Genomic DNA, 15635 nt, shown 5'->3' with positions numbered 1-15635 from the left:
GCCGAGGAAGACGACGAAGCAGGCGAGGTAGACCGGCCAGCCGGAGTGCAGGCCGAACAGGCCGAGCGATTCGACGTAGTCGCCGGCGCGCGGTCTGCTCCGCAGACACGACGCGCCGCCGCTACGCGGCGGAAAAGAAATGCTCCGCATTTCCTGCATTCCGGCTCCGCCGGAATGCTCAGCCAACTCCGTTGGCTGGTGCCCGAATTCGCTCCGCGATTCGGGCACAGAGAGGAATTCGCTCCGCGAATTCCTCGGCCAGCTACGGGTGAGGGCGCGCTTTGTGGAGCCTAACGGTTCGTTCGACGACCCATCAAGCAGTAGGAAATGTTGCTGACTTAATAATGTTTTAGCTCAAGAATCCATTGCAGGTAGACGCCATTTCACCGCGCAACTTCTCGCGTATGTTCGGTATCGAAAACTGAGAGCTTACTACCGTCAGATAACTTCCGGACGACCCGTCAAAAATATCAGGGCCTCACGCAGCGAACCCGATGTTGGTCACATACTCATACGCACCGTAGTCGCTACCCAGCTCGATGGTGATGCCGTCGAACCAGGCATGATCAAGCGCATCGTCATCATTGTCCGCCCACGCCCGGATCACAGCATCCCAGTGACGCACATTCAACGTCCGGTATGCCACCACACGTTGATGAGGACGGCTGACCTGCGACTGATTGAGCGGATGAAACTCCACCCGCGTCCCACGCCCGCCACGGTTGAGGCGACCGAGCAGATACCGAGCAACGTTCTTCCGACGCACCGCCCGGTAAGCCTCCTCGATCCGAGCGAGGTTACGCCGGCTGGGAGCACGCTTACCCTCCAGCCACGCCTTCAACGTACGATCCGTCACCGTCAACCCAGCCTCCCGCGCAGCAGCACGAGCATGATCAGAACGAGTCAAATAATGCAGACGCGCCATCAAACCACGACGCACCGTAACAGGCGTAGCAACAAAACCAGCTAGCCTGTCCAACTGCCGCGCAACCGCCTCATAACCCTTAACCCCCCGGGCACCAAACTTACCGAACTCAATGTTCCTATCCGGCACCTGACACCCCATCCAACACTCGATACCGCTCCCTACATACTACGCCAACGAACAGAGAGCAAACAGCAATCCAAAAAACAGCACCCACAACCCTCCAACCAATAACTCTTTTTAAAATTCAACCTTGATAAACGATCGCATTGGTAAACGACCGCACCGGCGAACAAGAGCGACGTGACCGTACGGGCGGTAGCGAACGGCAGAGTGCGTGCGGTACACACGGCAGAAAACGACACGGCAGCACCGGATCAGCAACTCCCCACACCAGGACAGCGCGACCTGCGCGCGCTGGTGCGGTGACCGCACCGGTGCGCCGGGTGGGTGGCGGGAGCGGTTGAATGGGCGGTGGCATCCGTTCCGATCGTGGGAGGTGTGGTGGCCGAATCCAGACGGCCACCACCCGCCCAGCCGGCCTCGACTGCATCGAGCACGTCCGGGGGTGCTTCCCGGGCCGGGGCTTCGCCGTCGACGCGTTCGGACCGCTGGGAATCCGGCCCATCGAAGGGCCCAGAGGACACTCGTGAGCATCCGTACGACGCATCGCGCTCTGCTGAGCCGTCTGCTGCCCGACGACGCACCGGACGAACTGGCAGGACGTCAGGGGCAATTCCACTTCGTGGTCATGGGCTCGGACCGCGTCGTGTGCCTGCCTCGCACCCGGGCAGCTGCCGACCGGTTACCCCGGCGGGCGGCCGCACTCCACACACTCGCCGGCCTCGGCCTCGGCTTCCGCACACTTGAACCGCTGCTCCGGGGCGGCGCCCACGGCACCGACGAGGCGCCGTTCCTGTACTCGGCCGCATTCCCGGGGAACCGCTGGAGACCGATGCCCTCCACGATGCCCACGTGGTCGACACCGTGGCGGCGCAGTAGGCCACGCTGCTGTCCGCTCTGGCCCGTGCCGGCACCGACGAGGCGGTACGAGCGGGTCTCCCCTGGCACCGGAAGGCCAGTGGCGGCGGTTCGCGGAGAACGTGCGCGCGGAGTTGTTCCCGCTCGTGTCCGGCAGTGGACGTCTACGGGCCGGGCGGGAACTCATCGTATTCGACGGCCTTCCCACCTCACGCGGGCAGTGGTGCATGGCGACCTCGGTGTCGAAGATGTCCTGTGGGAGTGGACGCACGGTCTGCCGCGCCTCTCCGGCGTACTCGACTGGGACGATGTCACACTCGGCGGCCCGGCCGAGGACCTCGCAGCATCGACGCCGGCTACGGCCCTAAGCTTCTGGAGCGGGTGCTCGCCCTGGGCGGCTGGTCACACCACGGACTCCTCACCTGCATCGTCGTGATCCGCGGTGTCTTCGCCCTGGAACAAGCCCTCTACGCAGTCCGCGACGGCGGCGAGGAAGAGCACGCGGGCGGCCTGGCCGACTGCCACTGAGGGATACCGGCGCATCCGCCGCACCGAGCACTTCAGCCCGTTTGACACCTCGCCGGTACGTCCAGGACCCAAGGGGTGTCCCGTATTACCTGGCGGGCACACGACGTCAGGGATCACGGGACACCCTTTAGGGGTACCGGCCCGTCCCCTCAGCTCTCTTACCCGAAGAAGGTCCCCATGTCCGCCTCCCCGCCCCGCACCCCCACCATCATCATCCAGGCCCTGATCCCGGCCGTCGGCCCGGGCACCCGTTTCGTGGACACCCGGCACTCGGCCGCCGCCGGTGTACCCGACGTCGAGGCGCGAGCGGCGGCGGCGATATGACCGCCGCCGACACCGCTCCCGCGCGGCTGGAGCACCGGCAGATCGTCACCGTCTTGTGGGGACTCATGCTCGGCATGTTCCTCGCGGCCCTCGACCAGACCGTGGTCTCCTCCGCGTTGCGCACCATCGCCGACGACCTGCACGGGCTGACCGCGCAGGCGTGGGTGACGACTGCGTACCTCGTCACCGCCACCATCGCGACCCCGCTGTACGGGAAGCTCTCCGACGTCTACGGCCGCAGGCCGGTGTACGTGTGCGCGATCGTGATGTTCGCCGCGGGGTCGCTGTTGTGCGGGTTCGCCACGTCGATCTACGAACTCGCGGCCTTCCGCGCTGTCCAGGGACTCGGCGGCGGCGGGCTGATGTCGCTCGCCATGACCGTCATCGCCGACCTGACCTCGCCCCGGGAACGCGGCCGGTATCAGGGGTACATCACGGCGGTCTTCGCCGGTGCGAGCATCGCCGGGCCGCTCGTCGGCGGGATGCTCGCGGGTCAGGACATCCTGCTGGGGGTCGCCGGCTGGCGCTGGATCTTCCTGCTCAATGTGCCGCTGGCGGCACTGGCCGTCGTGGTGGTCCTGCGCGTCCTGCATGTGCCGCACAGGCCCGTGCGGCACCGGCTGGACTACGGCGGTGCGGCGGCGCTGGCCCTCGGCATCGTCCCGCTGCTCGTCGTCGCCGAGCAGGGCCGGACATGGGGCTGGGGCTCCGGCCGTGCCCTGGCTGCGTACGCCCTCGGGCTGACCGGCCTGGTCCTCTTCGTGGTGCTGGAGCGCCGGATGGGCGACGCCGCTCTGCTGCCGCTGCGGCTGTTCTCCATCCGGGCATTCCGGCTGGGGACCGTTTTGCACTTCGTCGTCGGCATCGCCATGTTCGGCGCCATGACGACGCTTCCGCTCCACCTCCAGCTGGTGCGGGGCATGACCCCGGTGGAGGCGGGCCTGGCCACGCTGCCCACCGTGGTCGCGAACGTCACGGTGACGCTGCTGGTCGGGCGGCTGATGGCCCGGACGGGAAAGTTCAAGGGGGTCTTGGTGGCGGGCATCGGGTCACTGGCGCTCGCCATGGTGGTGTTCGCGACGCTCCGGTCGGACAGCCCCCTGTGGTACGTCTCTCTCGGCATGCTCTTGATGGGAGCCGGCCTCGGCGCCGCGATGCAGACCATCACCACGCTCGCCCAGTCGGAGGTGCCCCGCGGCGACATGGGTGCGGCGACGGCCTCGGTCAACTTCTTCCGCTCCAACGGCGGTGCGGTCGGCGCCGCTGCGTTCCTCTCCATTCTCTTCTCCCTGGCGGGCTCCCGGATCTCCGAACGCCTTGTCACGGCCCGGGCCGACCCGGCCTTCCGCCGGCTCGCCGCGGAACCGCACCACGCCCACGTACTCGACGGCGTGCTCCGCGCCGACGGCAGCGTGCGCCTGGAGGACTCCGCCTTCCTCCGGGCGCTCGACCCCCAGATGGCCCGTCCCTTCCTCGACGGCTACGTCAGCGCCATGCAGGTCGTCTTCCTCACGGGCGCCGCCGTCGCCCTCATCGCGTTCGTCATCGCCGCCTGGCGGGTACCGGACACCAGGCTGTCGGCGGACTGATCGGAGCGCGGCGGAGCTGGGGCGGCACCGTGCGCGGGACGGCGAGGTCAGTTCCGGGGCGCCGCGTCGACGAGTTGTGCGAGGTGTACGGGCGCGTTGCGGAGGGGGTGTCGTCGGCGGTCACGCGGCGTGCTCCCGATCATGCCCGCCACGAGGCACACCTGCTGCGGAATCGTGGCCGCACCGCCGCTCGGAACCGCCGTATCTATCCGCCCTCTGCCAGCCTCATCGACGGCCGTGGTGCGCTCGCCGACGTGCTCGCCGACGCTTACGAAAGAGCCGGCGCCCCCTCCCCCGCGGCCTTCACCCGCCCGGCGGCGGGGTTGACGCCCGTTCCCCGCACCACCCTCTACAACATCATCAACCGCCGCAGGCTGCCCGCGGCGGCGGCCCAACTGGATACGTTCCTGGCCGTCTGCCGTGTCAGGCCGAGCACCCGCGTTCACATCCGCCATGCATGGCAAAGGCTCCGCGCCTTCACGCCGCCGAATCACAAATACGTCCCTTCCCCGGGCCGACAAATTCAGTGGGCCGCGCCACCCGCCGCAAGCGCACCCGCAGGCCAGGGGCAGGGCCGTTCAGTCAGACCAGTCGCCGGCTGACGAACGGACAGAACCTGCCATCGCAGTCGGCCACCCCAGCACGCGGCGGCGGGCGCCCCAAGACTCTTGAGTCCGCGCGAGCCCATCAGGCTCGCGGGGCCGGGGGCCGGGGTGCGGTACACGTCGGCTCCCTGGCCACATCACCGGCGCACGCGGCTAGAGGGGCGCTTGCCAACCCGGCAGCAGATCCAAGAAGTGTTGAGGCACGCCATGTGGGCGGGCCCGGAGGACGGTCTCTCGGTCCCGCCCACAGAGCAGAAAAGACTGATGAGGTAGCCGTCCACTTCCTCATCTCTCATGCGGTAGCCACTCGGCGTGTGCATACGCACCCGGCCCAGACAGTCCTGCGGCGCTGTTTCCGGCTTCAGCCTGTGAGCTGCCGCAGCCGTTCAGGCCTGCTGCTGCGCTTCCAGCTTTCGCGCGGCTTGGCGTCGCTGCGGAGTGAACGCATCGATACTGCCCGCGCCCTGGCCAGCCATGTGGTCCCATCTCGTCAGCTTGGCGGCAACCTTCTTCATCCGGGTATCGCCGGGCGGGACATCGAGCTGGAAGTGGGACTCCTTCACGGGCTTCAGGTCGCTGCCCCAGCGCACCACGCCCTCGAGGTCTGCGAGGATGTCGCGGATGACGAGCTGTTGTTGCGGGAAGAAGCCGTCTTTGGCACCGACCGGGTAGTGCAGTGGGCGGATGGTCAAGGCAGTCCCGGACAGGGAATTGGACTCAAACGCCGTAGTCACGGTGCGCTCAGTGGTGTGGCCAGTGATCTCATTGCCCGGCACTTCAGCGTCCACCTCATACAGGTAGCGCTGAGCGACGTAGAGGAGGATGGTGGCGGCGTCGCCGTCCGCCAGGCGCACGGTCAGGTTGCTGCCCTCGATGTGGTGCAGGGCGGCCTTTTCAAGGACGGGCCAGCCGTTTTGGGTGATTGACTTGTTCCATCTTCGGCTGCGTTGCGGCTTCGCCGCTGCAGCGGCCTGGGCCGGCGTGGTGAGACCGGAGGCCAGCAGCACGCCGCCGGCAGCCGTGGCGGCACCGAGGCCCAGAAGCCTGCGGCGGGAGAAATGATCCGTGGTCTTCAATGTTGCTCCGAATCTCTTCGTCGGCGACGGTCGCGGACCGCTGTGCTGGTGGCGACGACGGCGCTGGCCACTGCGCCGGCCGCACACGCGGCGATGGCGGGATTGACGTAGGAGGGCACGAGGTCGTAGTGGGCGTTGCAGGTTCGGGACATCGGGATCACCGACTCGTGCGACGACTGAGGGGACCAGTCCTGTCCGTACTGCAGTCGACAGGTTTCCTCGATGTCCCAGGCGAACATCGCCGTGGCCCCGCGCACGGCGAAGCCGAACGTGAGGATGAGGAACACGATGGCGGACAGGGCCCAGACCCGGGCCGGTCGGCGTCCGGCGGATGCAGAGCGCCGTGTGAGCAGTGTGAGGGCGAGCAGGGCGGCCAGTACCAGGGCGGCAGCAACCATGATGTGTGAGTGGTCTTCCGTCGGTGGTCAGGTGAGGCGGATCAGGCAGTCCGCGTAGCCTTCCACGAACGGGTCGAGCTTGTAGTCGGGCATGTGGCCGGGCAGTGTCGTGTCCCAGCCTCCTGAGTCCTTGATGGCGGCGGTGCGCAGTGCGGCGAGTTCGGTGTCATCGCCGACGTCGGTGAGCATGTTCTTGGCCGTGTCGATGACGTGCTGTTTGGTGCTGTTGTGGCGCTGTTGGTAGTAGCGCTTGAACCGGGTGGCGTGCCCGTCCTGGTCGAGCATCTTGCGGACTTCGGTGTGGAAGTCGGCGCCGTTCTTGCAGGCCGTGCCGATGAGGAAGCCGTCGATGTCCTCGATGAGGTCTCCCATCGGGAACGAGGAGGATCCCGGGTCGATCTTGAACAGCCGGTCCTGGCAGAAGAGGTAGCCCGAGGCCCACTGGTCACCGTTGGCACGCCACTCCCCGTAGAAGGTCGACAGGTCGCCGCCCCATCCGCCGAAGTCCCCGCGGTTGGCGGCTGTGCCCTCTCCTCTGCCCTTGAGGAAGGCGGCGTTGGCGGTGGCGCCAAAGTGGTCGGCGTTCAGTTCGATGCCGGTCCCCGGGTCGGTGTACAGCTTCAGCCGGGACGGTCCGTTCTTTTGTGCGTAGGAGATCCATTCTCGGTCGACGTCACCGATCAGGTTTTCCCAGCCCGAGTAGATGTCGACATACCGCGGGTAGCGCAGGAATTCCATGACGCGCAGGCTGGGGTTGCCCTTGCCGTAGTTCTGGGCGGTCCGGAACAGGCCGTCGATGTACTCGAGGAACGCCGCTGCGGGGCTGCCGGTGCTGTTGATGCGGTCGACGCCGAAGTCCGCCCCGTCGCGGTGGACCACCCGGTCCAGGTCGAAGGTGTCTCCGCCGGCAGTGAACTTGAACTCCTTGATCTGGTTGAACGACCATTGCTGCGGCAGCGGGAATCCGAGGTTGCCGGAGAAGCCCCACGACATGCCGGAGACGAACGCCCATCGGGCGTAGCCGGCTCCGGTGACCTGGGAGCACACGTTGCGGGAGCCGTAGACGCCCGCGATGTAGCGCCGGCCCTTGGAGGCCAAGGCCGCTGAGACCCCGGAGAAGTACGGCAGGATGTTGGATTTTATCTCTTCGTCGGTGGCGTCGTAGTCCACGGCGAAGTAGAGGACGGTGGAGCGGTCGAAGCCGTAGTGCAGGCCTCGTTCGTGTGCGCGTTGGCCGTGGTCGTATCCCTGGGCGTAGCTGAAGTCGGCGAGCTTGCGGCCGTGGTACTGCCAGATCGGGAAGCAGCGCAGGCCGGCGTCGAAGATGGCCTGCAGCTCTCCCGGTTTGATCTCCTTGTCGAGGGTGCCTTCGGGCTCCTCGTCCAGGTAGCGGCCGACGGCAGAGTATCCCGCGTCGTGAAGGGCCTTGGCTCGGGCAGTGGTGATGGTGAAGCGGGTGTCGCAGGCGTGTGCGTCTCGGTCCGGGTCGCCCATGGAGACCAGGAGCTGCGCCCAGGTCTGGTAGTCGCCCTGGCCGCTTTGCGGGAGTTCGGAGAACCCCTGGAAGGCCTTGACGAACTCCACGAGCTTGGCGTCGAAGTTTTCGCGGAAGCCGGTGGTGTAGGGGGTCTCTTCGTAGGTGAAGCCCTCGTTGAAGACGCAGGCGGAGGAGAACAGCTGCACGAGCACACCGCTTGATCCGCTGGAGACGGTGTGGGTTCGCAGGGCGGCTGCTGTGCCGGGGCCGAAGTTGCCGTTGACCTGGCTGTCGGGGATGCCGATCTCGGATTGCAGGGCCTTCATCAGGGCCTGCTGGACATCCCGTGAGTAGTGGCCGTCGCAGGGGCCGAAGAAGAAGAACGATTTATTCTGGTAACGGCCGTTCAGCCATCGCTGGATGTCGCGGACCTTGTCCGAGCCGCCGCTGACCAGGACGTAGGCGTCCATGGTCAGCAGGGCCTTGAACAGTTTCGGGGTGACCCGGGCATCGGATTCGTTCAGCCCCATGTTCGACATCATCTGCTTGATGGCTGTGATGGTGGTGACGTCGAACACCCCGTCCTGGCCGCCGCCCCAGTAGCCCTTGCAGAACAGGGCGTGCTGGATGATCCGGACGATGTTCTTGTTCTGCTCAGCTGCGTCGATCGGTCCGTGAGTCTCCAGCTTGGCCAGCGTGCCGGGCCCGAAACTCGCCACGACCGGGGAGATACCCAACTCGTGCTGGAGTCCCATGATGAGGGAGTACATGGTGGACCAACCGGTGTTGCCGTTTTCCGGACACCGGCTGTAGCCCGTCACACTGCCATAGGTGCTGTTGACCCACTTCTGGGCGGCCAGGACTTTGTCATCGGCCATATGGAGGGTGCTCCTTATCGGTTTCGAGGATTCTGGTCTTTGCGGCGTTCGACGGGCCGTGGCACGGGGACAGGGAGCCGCACACTTCCACCGGCGCGGCGGTCGCACGCTGGCGCGCGCCGGTGGGGCACAAACTTCCGACCGAGCGGCCAACGCCGGGAAGAGAACGCCGGACGCTCGTGGGGCGTCGGGGTAGGTCCGTGAGGGCGCGCGCCCGGGGCGCCGACCTGGTGAGCACTGCCACCGTGGGGCCGGTCAGGGTGGTGTCTATGAGTGGGCGACGGCTGCTGCCTTGGCGGCCGCCTCCTTGTTGTCGTCCTTCAGCTCGTCAAGGGCCGTTTTGTTCGCAGCGATCGCCTTCTGCTGGAGTGCGGCCTCTGCGTCGAACCAGGTTTGCGCGACGCTGAACTTGTCCCGGCAGGTGATGTCGGCCTCGGCCGTGGCGATTTCCTGGTCCGAGACGCGGCGCGGATCGGAGAAGGCCGGGTCGTCGTTGGCGTCCATCGGCTTCTTGTACGAGTAGCCCTTGTCCGCCATGCACGAGGACCACTTGGCGAAGACATCCACTACGGCGGGAGCCTTTGCTGAGTCCTTGAACGCGTCACCGCTGATCTGCTGGGCGAGGCCGTCCGGCTGAGCCGCGGGAACCGTGCCGTCGGCCTGTTGCGTGCAGTTTTGCAGGACGCTGTCGTCCGCTCCGCTCTCGTCGACAGCCCCGGCCTCCAGCGCTGCGTCATAGGCCTCTTGCTGGCCGGCCCGGGGGTGGTACCCCCGCTTCGCCGCCAGTTCGGCGTCGTGGATGCCATACCGCCAGTCCACGAGCGTCGTTCCGCCGACCTCGGGAAGGTCGGGCGCCGGGACCCAGTCCGGGTAGCCGGCCTTGTCCATACACGTGTCGATCAGACTGTCGCGTGTGGTGGCGATGAGCCGTGCTGCGGACTTGGTGGGCAAATATTCTTCGATGGGCAGACGCCAAGTCGCAGGGTCTGCCGGATCGCCCATGAAGGGCTTTGCGCCCGACTGAGCGGGCTTGCCGGGCTCAGCCGCTACCGAGGGCCCGTCGTCGTGCCCTTGCGTGTTTGCCGAGGAGGCGTGCACGGTCAGGGCCGCCACCGCGCCGGCCACCAGGACGGGTATGGCGATCTTGGCGGTGCTCTTCTTGGAATTACTCATGATCTTCCCCCACCGCCTTCTCCGCCTCATGAGGTAAAGCGGAAAGAGGCATTCTCGTTGTAGACATTCCTGAAACGGTCGATGTGCTGGTAGGGGCCCATGGCATCCTGAGCGCCCTTGTAGCCACTGTTGTAGTAGACGCGCGCCATGTACTTGTAGTGGTCGTTCTCGCCGGAAGCCGCGTTGTTTTTGATCTTCTGGTTTGAGCCCGGCCAGGGGCTGGAGGCACCGAGGATGCAATAGCGAAGCGGCGTGGTGACGCCGACTACACCGTCCGGGACCGAATTGAAGTCGTATACGGCATACCTAATATTCCGGTATGCACCCCCTTGCCCGGAGTTATACCAGATATGGAATTTGAATTTCGAGCTACCGGTAGAGCTACAGGCAGCCGGGTCGTAGAGATTGTCGGTGTCATCGGCGGCCGCCGGGCCGGCGGCCAGCAGGACGAGTGCTGCGGCTGCGCCGGCAACGACGGCGAGTGGTCTTCGCATGCTTCTCCGTTCCTCGTTCACCGGGGACGAGCGCGGGGAAGCGGCAACGAGGCACACACCCCCGTGATCCGGCGAGACCGCGAGGCCCGCCGGTGCCGGGTGAGCAGTCGGGCCACCTCAGCAAAGGGACTTTAAAGGTTCAAGTGGCCAAATGAGCGGATCCACTTCCCGTATGGCCAATTCCGCTCATGTACCCACAGAAAATGACTCATCGGTAGGTAACGACTCCTGGACTGGACCTACTTCCTGTGAAGTACCCGTGGAGGGTGCACGGAAGTGCACTGGCAGGTGCGGAGGTTGGCTGGTTCACGTCTGCTTAACGCGCTTCTATCAGCCAAGCGCTTGCCCGTCGTGACTCGCGTTCCGTCCCACAGAGCGCACGGTCGACTTCAACGTCCTGGGAGCGCCAGCCGCAGGCGGGAGCTCTTGCGCCAGGCAAACCGAGGCGGCCGAGGTGGCGCTCGGCCTCGGCCAAGGTCGGGGCCTTCGTATCACGGTAGAGCTTGGCGCGGCCCTGTGCGTTCGCACCATGCAGGTTTGGGTGGCAGGGTCCCTCACGCGCCTGGAGGTCGGTGTGTCATGACGGTCTCGAACTCGACGGGATCAGCCGGCCGGGCGAGGCTTGCCGGCCGCGCCGGCCGGTACGCCTGATGCGGAGTATGCGCCGCGCGCGAGCCAGTGGTCGATCCAGGCGGGTACGGAACGAACAAGCTCCTGCTGGGCCGCGAAGAGCGCCGGGTGGCGATTCTGAATCCACTCCAGGCGGTCGCCGCGTCGCTGGATGGCGCGCACCTCCAGCACACCGGACCGATCGCCCTGGCCAGCAAGGACGGTGGTGCACTGGTCGCTGAAGCCTGACGGAAGATCGCAGTTGCAGTGCTCGTCCACGGCGGTAAGGGACAGCCCCCAGCCGGGGGCCGAGAGCAGCGCCGTCAACCGCCGGTGGCCAGTGACGCCGTGTCCTTCCGCGAACATGGGGTCGATGATCCAGCGCTCGCCACCGTCGCGTTCGTGGTGGCCCATCCAACCCGTCACGGCCAGTGGCGTTCCCAGGGTCCGGATGAGTCCGACCCGGCGCAGCAGTCCGCTGGTCAGCCAGGCCGACGCCACGGTGCCACGGTGGACCGGCCGTTGGCAGGTCCGCTCGGCCGGGTTCCATCGCGTCGGCTGCCCGCGGTGGCACGATGTCAGGCCGTCGGCGTCCATCCGCTGCTCCTGGACCCCGACCGCGTGCCGCCAATGATCGGGATACCGTCTCCGCCCAGGCGAAGACCGTGCGAGGAGACGTCATCCACTGCAAGATCCACACCGCGAACCCGCACTACTCGCACCACGCCCATGGCGAGAACCGCCACCGCGTGAACGTCGTCGCCACCGTGACGTGCACCAAGCCGGTGGCCCAACTGTCCGAGCGTGTCGGCCTCTACAAGAACGGCACGATTTACAAGCGCAGCGGTGTCGCGACCGTGGCGGGCAAGAAGTTCGTCAAGCAGAACGCCTCGCGTCGCTGTGTGAAGAACAAGAATTACGCCGGCTACGCCAAGGCTTCCGTCCTCTTCCCGCCCGGCTACTCGCCCCGCACCGCCAAGCTGAGCGACAAGAGCCCGACGGTCAAGATCAGCAAGTGCAAGAAGAAGTGAGCCGACCGAGTCGGGCCCAGGCCACCTGAAACCTGATTCCAGCAGAGCACCCGGCCCGCGTTCCGACGGCCCGCCACCCTCGGTGGCGGGCCGTCCGCCGTCATGCCGGGCAGGGATTGAGGTGGTCACTCTCGTCGGTGACTGGGTCGATCAGGTACGCGCGGTACGCCTCGATGCCGTCCGCCGTCAGAACGGCGTCGATGCACGCTTCCGAACCACCCACGTACGTACAGGTGAAGTCGATGTCCGTCGCCACGCACCAGGCCCGGTCGTCGGGCCACCACAGATTGGGCGACCGCCAGAACGGATCACGGTCCAACGGCTGCTCCGGAGCAGCGGGTTGCCACGACTCCGGACCTGAAGCGACGGCCACCGACGGGTCGTCGGTGCCCCACGGCCCGGGCCGCAGCGACGACCGATAGACGGTCTCCAAAGGGCCGGCCAGCAGCAGCATCTCCCGGTCCGGGATCTCGAACCGCGCCATGTCGCCCGGCCCGACAACCGAGTCACCCCATCCCTCCCACAACCCGAACCAGCAATTGCCGGGCGTACCGGTGTGCTTGCGTAGAACCCCCGCGAGCTGCCGCAACAGCGCCTCGGGAACGTTCCCCTCGTACGGCGCCTCGTCCCACACCCCCGGCTGCTCGTGCACCTGCCGCGCCCCGACGATGTGGTCCCATTGCATCAGCGCGTACGCGGCCCGCCCGTTGGCAGAGGCCACTTCGTGCCAGGCAACGACTACATCGTCGCGGTACGCCGGGTGCAGGATCCGTGCGTATGCCGCGAAACCACCCGGCACCACACCGGCCACCGTCCCGTCGAACTCCGTGAGCCGCGCTTCCAGCCACCCCGTCGCGGCTCCGTCGTCCACCTTCATGTAATCCATCACTCCATGATGCGCGCCGGTCCGGACATCGTGCTGTCCACTCCCGCGCAGACCACCGCCGGCGAAATCCCCGTCCTCGGCATCGTCCTTGATCTCCTCCGCCTCACGGGCCCATGCGGCACCCTCGCCCTGAGATTGCGCCGAACCGGCTCCTGCGTTGCGCGAGCGCCTGGGCACCCAGCGGACGGTTCGCCTTCCGCCTCCGAGAACTCGATCACCTCGGTCGCCCGCCGCCCCGCCTCTTCGGTACCGGGGGCGCCCTTCGGCGTCGTGACGGTGCCGGCGGCCGGCGGCCCTGCGCGCGGGCGGGGATCACATGGCTGTGGTCGCGGGTGCGTCCTCGTAGCCGCAGGAGACGGCAAGAGAGGTGGCGTGGCGGTCGTAGCGAGCGCTGCCGTCGGTCATCCAGTCGTAGTTGCCGCGGAACATGTGGCGCATCGCCTGGACGTAGGTGTCAACCGCAGTGCCGTCGGCTGGGCTGCACCCGAGGTCGTCGTAGTGGGCAGGCAACCGGTCGGCGAGTCGGCGGAAGCGTTGGCCGGCGTGGCGGACCATCACCTGGATGTCGGCGATGGCTTCGCCGCGGGTGCGGCCGGCGGCTTCGAGCACCAGCACCATGTTGTCGACCTCGCCCCGGCGCTCCTCTCGTTCGACGGCGAAGACGTCGTTCGGCAAGACGGCGAGCTTCGTGGCCTCCCTCAAGGAGTCTGCGGGCGGGTGGCGTGCCCAGGAACCACTCCGGGGCGTGCCAGTGCTCGACCCGTTCGGCGACAGCGAGGCCCAAGGGCAGCCCCGTGGTGATGTACCGCCGCCGGAGGTACTGGTCGGCGGTCGGCATCGTGCGGCGGATGCGGTGGTCGAGATAGGCGCTGAAGACCGTGGTGTGTTCGTGGAGGACGCGCTTTCGCCACGCTTGCGGCATGCCGTCGCGCAGGCGCTGCCACAGGCCGCACCAGGCGGCGCCCACCGGCGTGGCGGGTCGCGGCGGTGCGTCGTGTTCGAACAAGGTCAGCAGGTCGTGGCAGATATCGGCGGCTTCCTTGGCCCGTACTCCGTCGGTGCTGTCGCACAGGTCGTTGATGAGGCTGCAGAGGCCCATGTGGTCGGCGGCGAGGTCGAGGTCCGCTCTTCGGGCACGGGGGTAGACGTAGGCGGCGCAGGTTCCCAGCCGCATGGCCGCGAAGTACCGTGCCTGCCCCGGAGCCAGCAGTTTCTGCGCGAGAACCCACTCCACGAGGTGGTCGTCTGCTGCCGCGGCGTCCGGGCTGACGGCGCTGGGGAAGGGGATGTGGAACTCGACGTTACTTGGCATGTGTCCTTCGGCCTTCGGCCAGGTCGAATCGGGGGGCGACGGGTGCGGGCTCCTTTGGGTCAAGGGCCGGGGCCGGCCGGGTGCCCGGCCCGGCTGGGTTCGATGGGCTCGTCCCCGACGGAGTGATGCGTGAACAGATCGGCGTAGGCGCACATCAGCTCCGCCATCTGCTGGTCCTTCACCGCGCGGCGCACGCGGGAATGCGCTTGCCCGAGGTGGTGGGCGATCTTCTGCTCGGCCCAGGCGCGTCCGCCGCACTGTTCGACGAGGTCGGCCATGCGGCTGAGTTCTCCGTCCTGTGGTGTGTGGGGCCGCTGGTAGTAGGAGGCGAGCTCGTCCTGCAGGGCGTGGCCGGACTCCAGGGCGGCACACACGATGCTCGTCTTCTTGCGGGAGCGGAGATCACCGCGCCGGGGTGGCGTGTCCTGCCCGGCCTGCCCGTAGAGATCCAGGATGTCGTCGCGCAGCTGCATGACCCTGCCCAGGTGCCACCCGAAGGACCGCATCAGCGCCACGCGTTCCGGGCCGGCTCCGCCCTGAAGCGCGCCGGCCTCGCAGCAGGCGCACCGGACCCGACGCGCCGATGCCCCGCCTGGCCGCCGCGCAGCTCGGCTCGCTCCACGCGCTGATCTTCGCCGAGATCGGCAGACGCACCACGGCGAACGACGGCCCGGATGAGATCGCCGAAGCGGTGCTGGAGGTACTGGACGCCGCCGAGGAATTGTTCGGCGAACCCCTGCTCACCTACGCCACACGAACGAACTGACCGCATCCAGAGCGACCATCCACGGGCGGGCCGGACCGGGTTCCGCTGCCATGCCGACCCCGCAGCGACACCGGCGAACGGGCAGGCAGCCGACAGAGCGTCAATGGAGCGCGGAGGCCCGACACACGAGGGCGGAACGGCGTCCCGCGGACACCGCACAGCAGACGAGCAGGCCACCAGTCTCGGGAACGAGTTCCGATCCGAGCCCTTTCTTCCTCAGCAGCTGTCGCCCCACCGGAGCGACATCAGGAAGTTGACCCAGCTGGACAGCTTCTTCACCTTCCCCGGCTTCACACAAGTGGTCACCGGGTCACCGGCCGCGAGCAGCCACTTCACCTTGACGTGGCTGCAGCTCCCCTTCCCCCGGTTTTCCACCGACCGCCCCGCCACGATGCCCCCCCGACCGTCCAATCCCCCTTCGTCACCACGACGGCCTTCCCCGTACCGTTCAGTCCACCACGCACACAGGCCTAGGAAGACCTGCACGCCTTCGGCTTCCCGACAGCGGCCACCTCAGCCGCGTCCGTTCCCCCAACTGCGGCCCCCGCAGGCCCCATCAACACCAACGCACCCCCGGCACCGG

13 protein-coding genes and 3 pseudogenes are annotated in these 15635 nt (G+C 67.2%); 5 read left to right on the top strand and 11 right to left on the bottom strand.

The window, feature by feature from the left end; genetic code table 11:
* Nucleotides 1-478: 478 nt before the first annotated feature.
* Nucleotides 479-1054, bottom strand: coding sequence for a transcriptional regulator (locus ABT345_RS27635; protein WP_345087037.1), 576 nt, complete (start codon nucleotides 1052-1054; stop codon nucleotides 479-481).
* Nucleotides 1055-1574: 520 nt separating this feature from the next.
* Here ABT345_RS27635 and ABT345_RS27630 point away from each other — a divergent pair.
* The 3 genes and pseudogenes from ABT345_RS27630 to ABT345_RS27620 all read left to right on the top strand — a co-directional run bounded on the left by ABT345_RS27630 (nucleotide 1575) and on the right by ABT345_RS27620 (nucleotide 4347).
* Nucleotides 1575-2434 (top strand): annotated as a pseudogene (locus ABT345_RS27630) (phosphotransferase family protein).
* Nucleotides 2435-2611: 177 nt separating this feature from the next.
* Nucleotides 2612-2758 (top strand): hypothetical protein, encoded by a 147-nt coding sequence (locus ABT345_RS27625; protein ID WP_345087041.1) that lies wholly within the window; start codon nucleotides 2612-2614, stop codon nucleotides 2756-2758.
* Nucleotides 2755-4347: an MDR family MFS transporter gene (locus tag ABT345_RS27620; RefSeq protein WP_345087043.1), complete on the top strand. Its 1593-nt coding sequence runs from the start codon at nucleotides 2755-2757 to the stop codon at nucleotides 4345-4347. The genes ABT345_RS27625 and ABT345_RS27620 overlap by 4 nt, the downstream gene beginning before the upstream one ends.
* Before the next feature lie 991 nt (nucleotides 4348-5338).
* On the opposite strand, the gene ABT345_RS27615 is transcribed toward ABT345_RS27620, so the two are convergent.
* The 6 genes from ABT345_RS27615 to ABT345_RS27590 all read right to left on the bottom strand — a co-directional run bounded on the left by ABT345_RS27615 (nucleotide 5339) and on the right by ABT345_RS27590 (nucleotide 11654).
* Nucleotides 5339-6028 (bottom strand): hypothetical protein, encoded by a 690-nt coding sequence (locus ABT345_RS27615; RefSeq protein ID WP_345087045.1) that lies wholly within the window; start codon nucleotides 6026-6028, stop codon nucleotides 5339-5341.
* Entirely contained in the window at nucleotides 6025-6426 is a 402-nt protein-coding gene (locus ABT345_RS27610; RefSeq protein ID WP_345087047.1) for a hypothetical protein, read from the bottom strand. Before ABT345_RS27610 ends, ABT345_RS27615 begins: the two co-directional genes overlap by 4 nt.
* Before the next feature lie 27 nt (nucleotides 6427-6453).
* Nucleotides 6454-8781, bottom strand: a complete 2328-nt coding sequence (locus tag ABT345_RS27605) for a glycoside hydrolase domain-containing protein (protein ID WP_345087049.1) — start codon at nucleotides 8779-8781, stop codon at nucleotides 6454-6456.
* Between the two features lie 267 nt (nucleotides 8782-9048).
* The gene (locus ABT345_RS27600; RefSeq protein ID WP_345087051.1) at nucleotides 9049-9954 is read right to left on the bottom strand and encodes a hypothetical protein; all 906 of its coding nucleotides are present in this window, start codon (nucleotides 9952-9954) and stop codon (nucleotides 9049-9051) included.
* A 26-nt stretch (nucleotides 9955-9980) separates the two neighbouring features.
* A complete protein-coding gene (locus ABT345_RS27595) occupies nucleotides 9981-10448 on the bottom strand; it encodes a hypothetical protein (RefSeq protein ID WP_345087053.1) in 468 nt (155 codons plus the stop codon).
* Nucleotides 10449-11051: 603 nt separating this feature from the next.
* Nucleotides 11052-11654 carry a hypothetical protein gene (locus tag ABT345_RS27590; protein ID WP_345087055.1) on the bottom strand — a complete coding sequence of 201 codons (603 nt, stop codon included), beginning with the start codon at nucleotides 11652-11654 and terminating at the stop codon, nucleotides 11052-11054.
* 68 nt (nucleotides 11655-11722) lie between these two features.
* Between ABT345_RS27590 and ABT345_RS27585 the strand changes: the two genes are divergently transcribed.
* Nucleotides 11723-12088 carry a hypothetical protein gene (locus ABT345_RS27585; protein WP_345087057.1) on the top strand — a complete coding sequence of 122 codons (366 nt, stop codon included), beginning with the start codon at nucleotides 11723-11725 and terminating at the stop codon, nucleotides 12086-12088.
* Nucleotides 12089-12188: 100 nt separating this feature from the next.
* Here the strand turns inward: ABT345_RS27585 and ABT345_RS27580 are convergent, their stop codons facing one another.
* From ABT345_RS27580 to ABT345_RS27565, 4 genes and pseudogenes are all read right to left on the bottom strand, one after another.
* Nucleotides 12189-13151: a hypothetical protein gene (locus tag ABT345_RS27580; RefSeq protein ID WP_345087059.1), complete on the bottom strand. Its 963-nt coding sequence runs from the start codon at nucleotides 13149-13151 to the stop codon at nucleotides 12189-12191.
* Between the two features lie 135 nt (nucleotides 13152-13286).
* Complete coding sequence (locus tag ABT345_RS27575) at nucleotides 13287-13676, bottom strand: terpene synthase family protein (protein ID WP_345087061.1); 390 nt, start codon at nucleotides 13674-13676, stop codon at nucleotides 13287-13289.
* A gap of 10 nt (nucleotides 13677-13686) precedes the next feature.
* Nucleotides 13687-14073, bottom strand: a pseudogene (locus ABT345_RS27570) (terpene synthase family protein); the annotation flags it as partial.
* A 272-nt stretch (nucleotides 14074-14345) separates the two neighbouring features.
* A pseudogene (locus ABT345_RS27565) lies at nucleotides 14346-14840 on the bottom strand (polyprenyl synthetase family protein); the annotation flags it as partial.
* A gap of 29 nt (nucleotides 14841-14869) precedes the next feature.
* Here ABT345_RS27565 and ABT345_RS27560 point away from each other — a divergent pair.
* Nucleotides 14870-15052, top strand: coding sequence for a hypothetical protein (locus ABT345_RS27560; RefSeq protein WP_345087063.1), 183 nt, complete (start codon nucleotides 14870-14872; stop codon nucleotides 15050-15052).
* Nucleotides 15053-15635: the final 583 nt, after the last annotated feature.

It is taken from the genome of Streptomyces sp. NPDC000404, from assembly GCF_040300365.1.
In the GTDB taxonomy this organism is placed as follows: domain Bacteria; phylum Actinomycetota; class Actinomycetes; order Streptomycetales; family Streptomycetaceae; genus Streptomyces; species Streptomyces ramulosus.
This window is presented reverse-complemented; position numbering and strand designations above follow the sequence as displayed.

What these genes read in the sequence shown, in the direction of transcription:
- ABT345_RS27610 (WP_345087047.1), bottom strand. Translation starts at nt 6,426, where the DNA reads ATGGTTGCTGCCGCCCTGGTACTGGCCGCCCTGCTCGCCCTCACACTG.
- ABT345_RS27605 (WP_345087049.1), bottom strand. Translation starts at nt 8,781, where the DNA reads ATGGCCGATGACAAAGTCCTGGCCGCCCAGAAGTGGGTCAACAGCACC.
- ABT345_RS27595 (WP_345087053.1), bottom strand. Translation starts at nt 10,448, where the DNA reads ATGCGAAGACCACTCGCCGTCGTTGCCGGCGCAGCCGCAGCACTCGTC.
- ABT345_RS27590 (WP_345087055.1), bottom strand. Translation starts at nt 11,654, where the DNA reads ATGGACGCCGACGGCCTGACATCGTGCCACCGCGGGCAGCCGACGCGA.
- ABT345_RS27600 (WP_345087051.1), bottom strand. Translation starts at nt 9,954, where the DNA reads ATGAGTAATTCCAAGAAGAGCACCGCCAAGATCGCCATACCCGTCCTG.
- ABT345_RS27625 (WP_345087041.1), top strand. Translation starts at nt 2,612, where the DNA reads ATGTCCGCCTCCCCGCCCCGCACCCCCACCATCATCATCCAGGCCCTG.
- ABT345_RS27620 (WP_345087043.1), top strand. Translation starts at nt 2,755, where the DNA reads ATGACCGCCGCCGACACCGCTCCCGCGCGGCTGGAGCACCGGCAGATC.
- ABT345_RS27560 (WP_345087063.1), top strand. Translation starts at nt 14,870, where the DNA reads ATGCCCCGCCTGGCCGCCGCGCAGCTCGGCTCGCTCCACGCGCTGATC.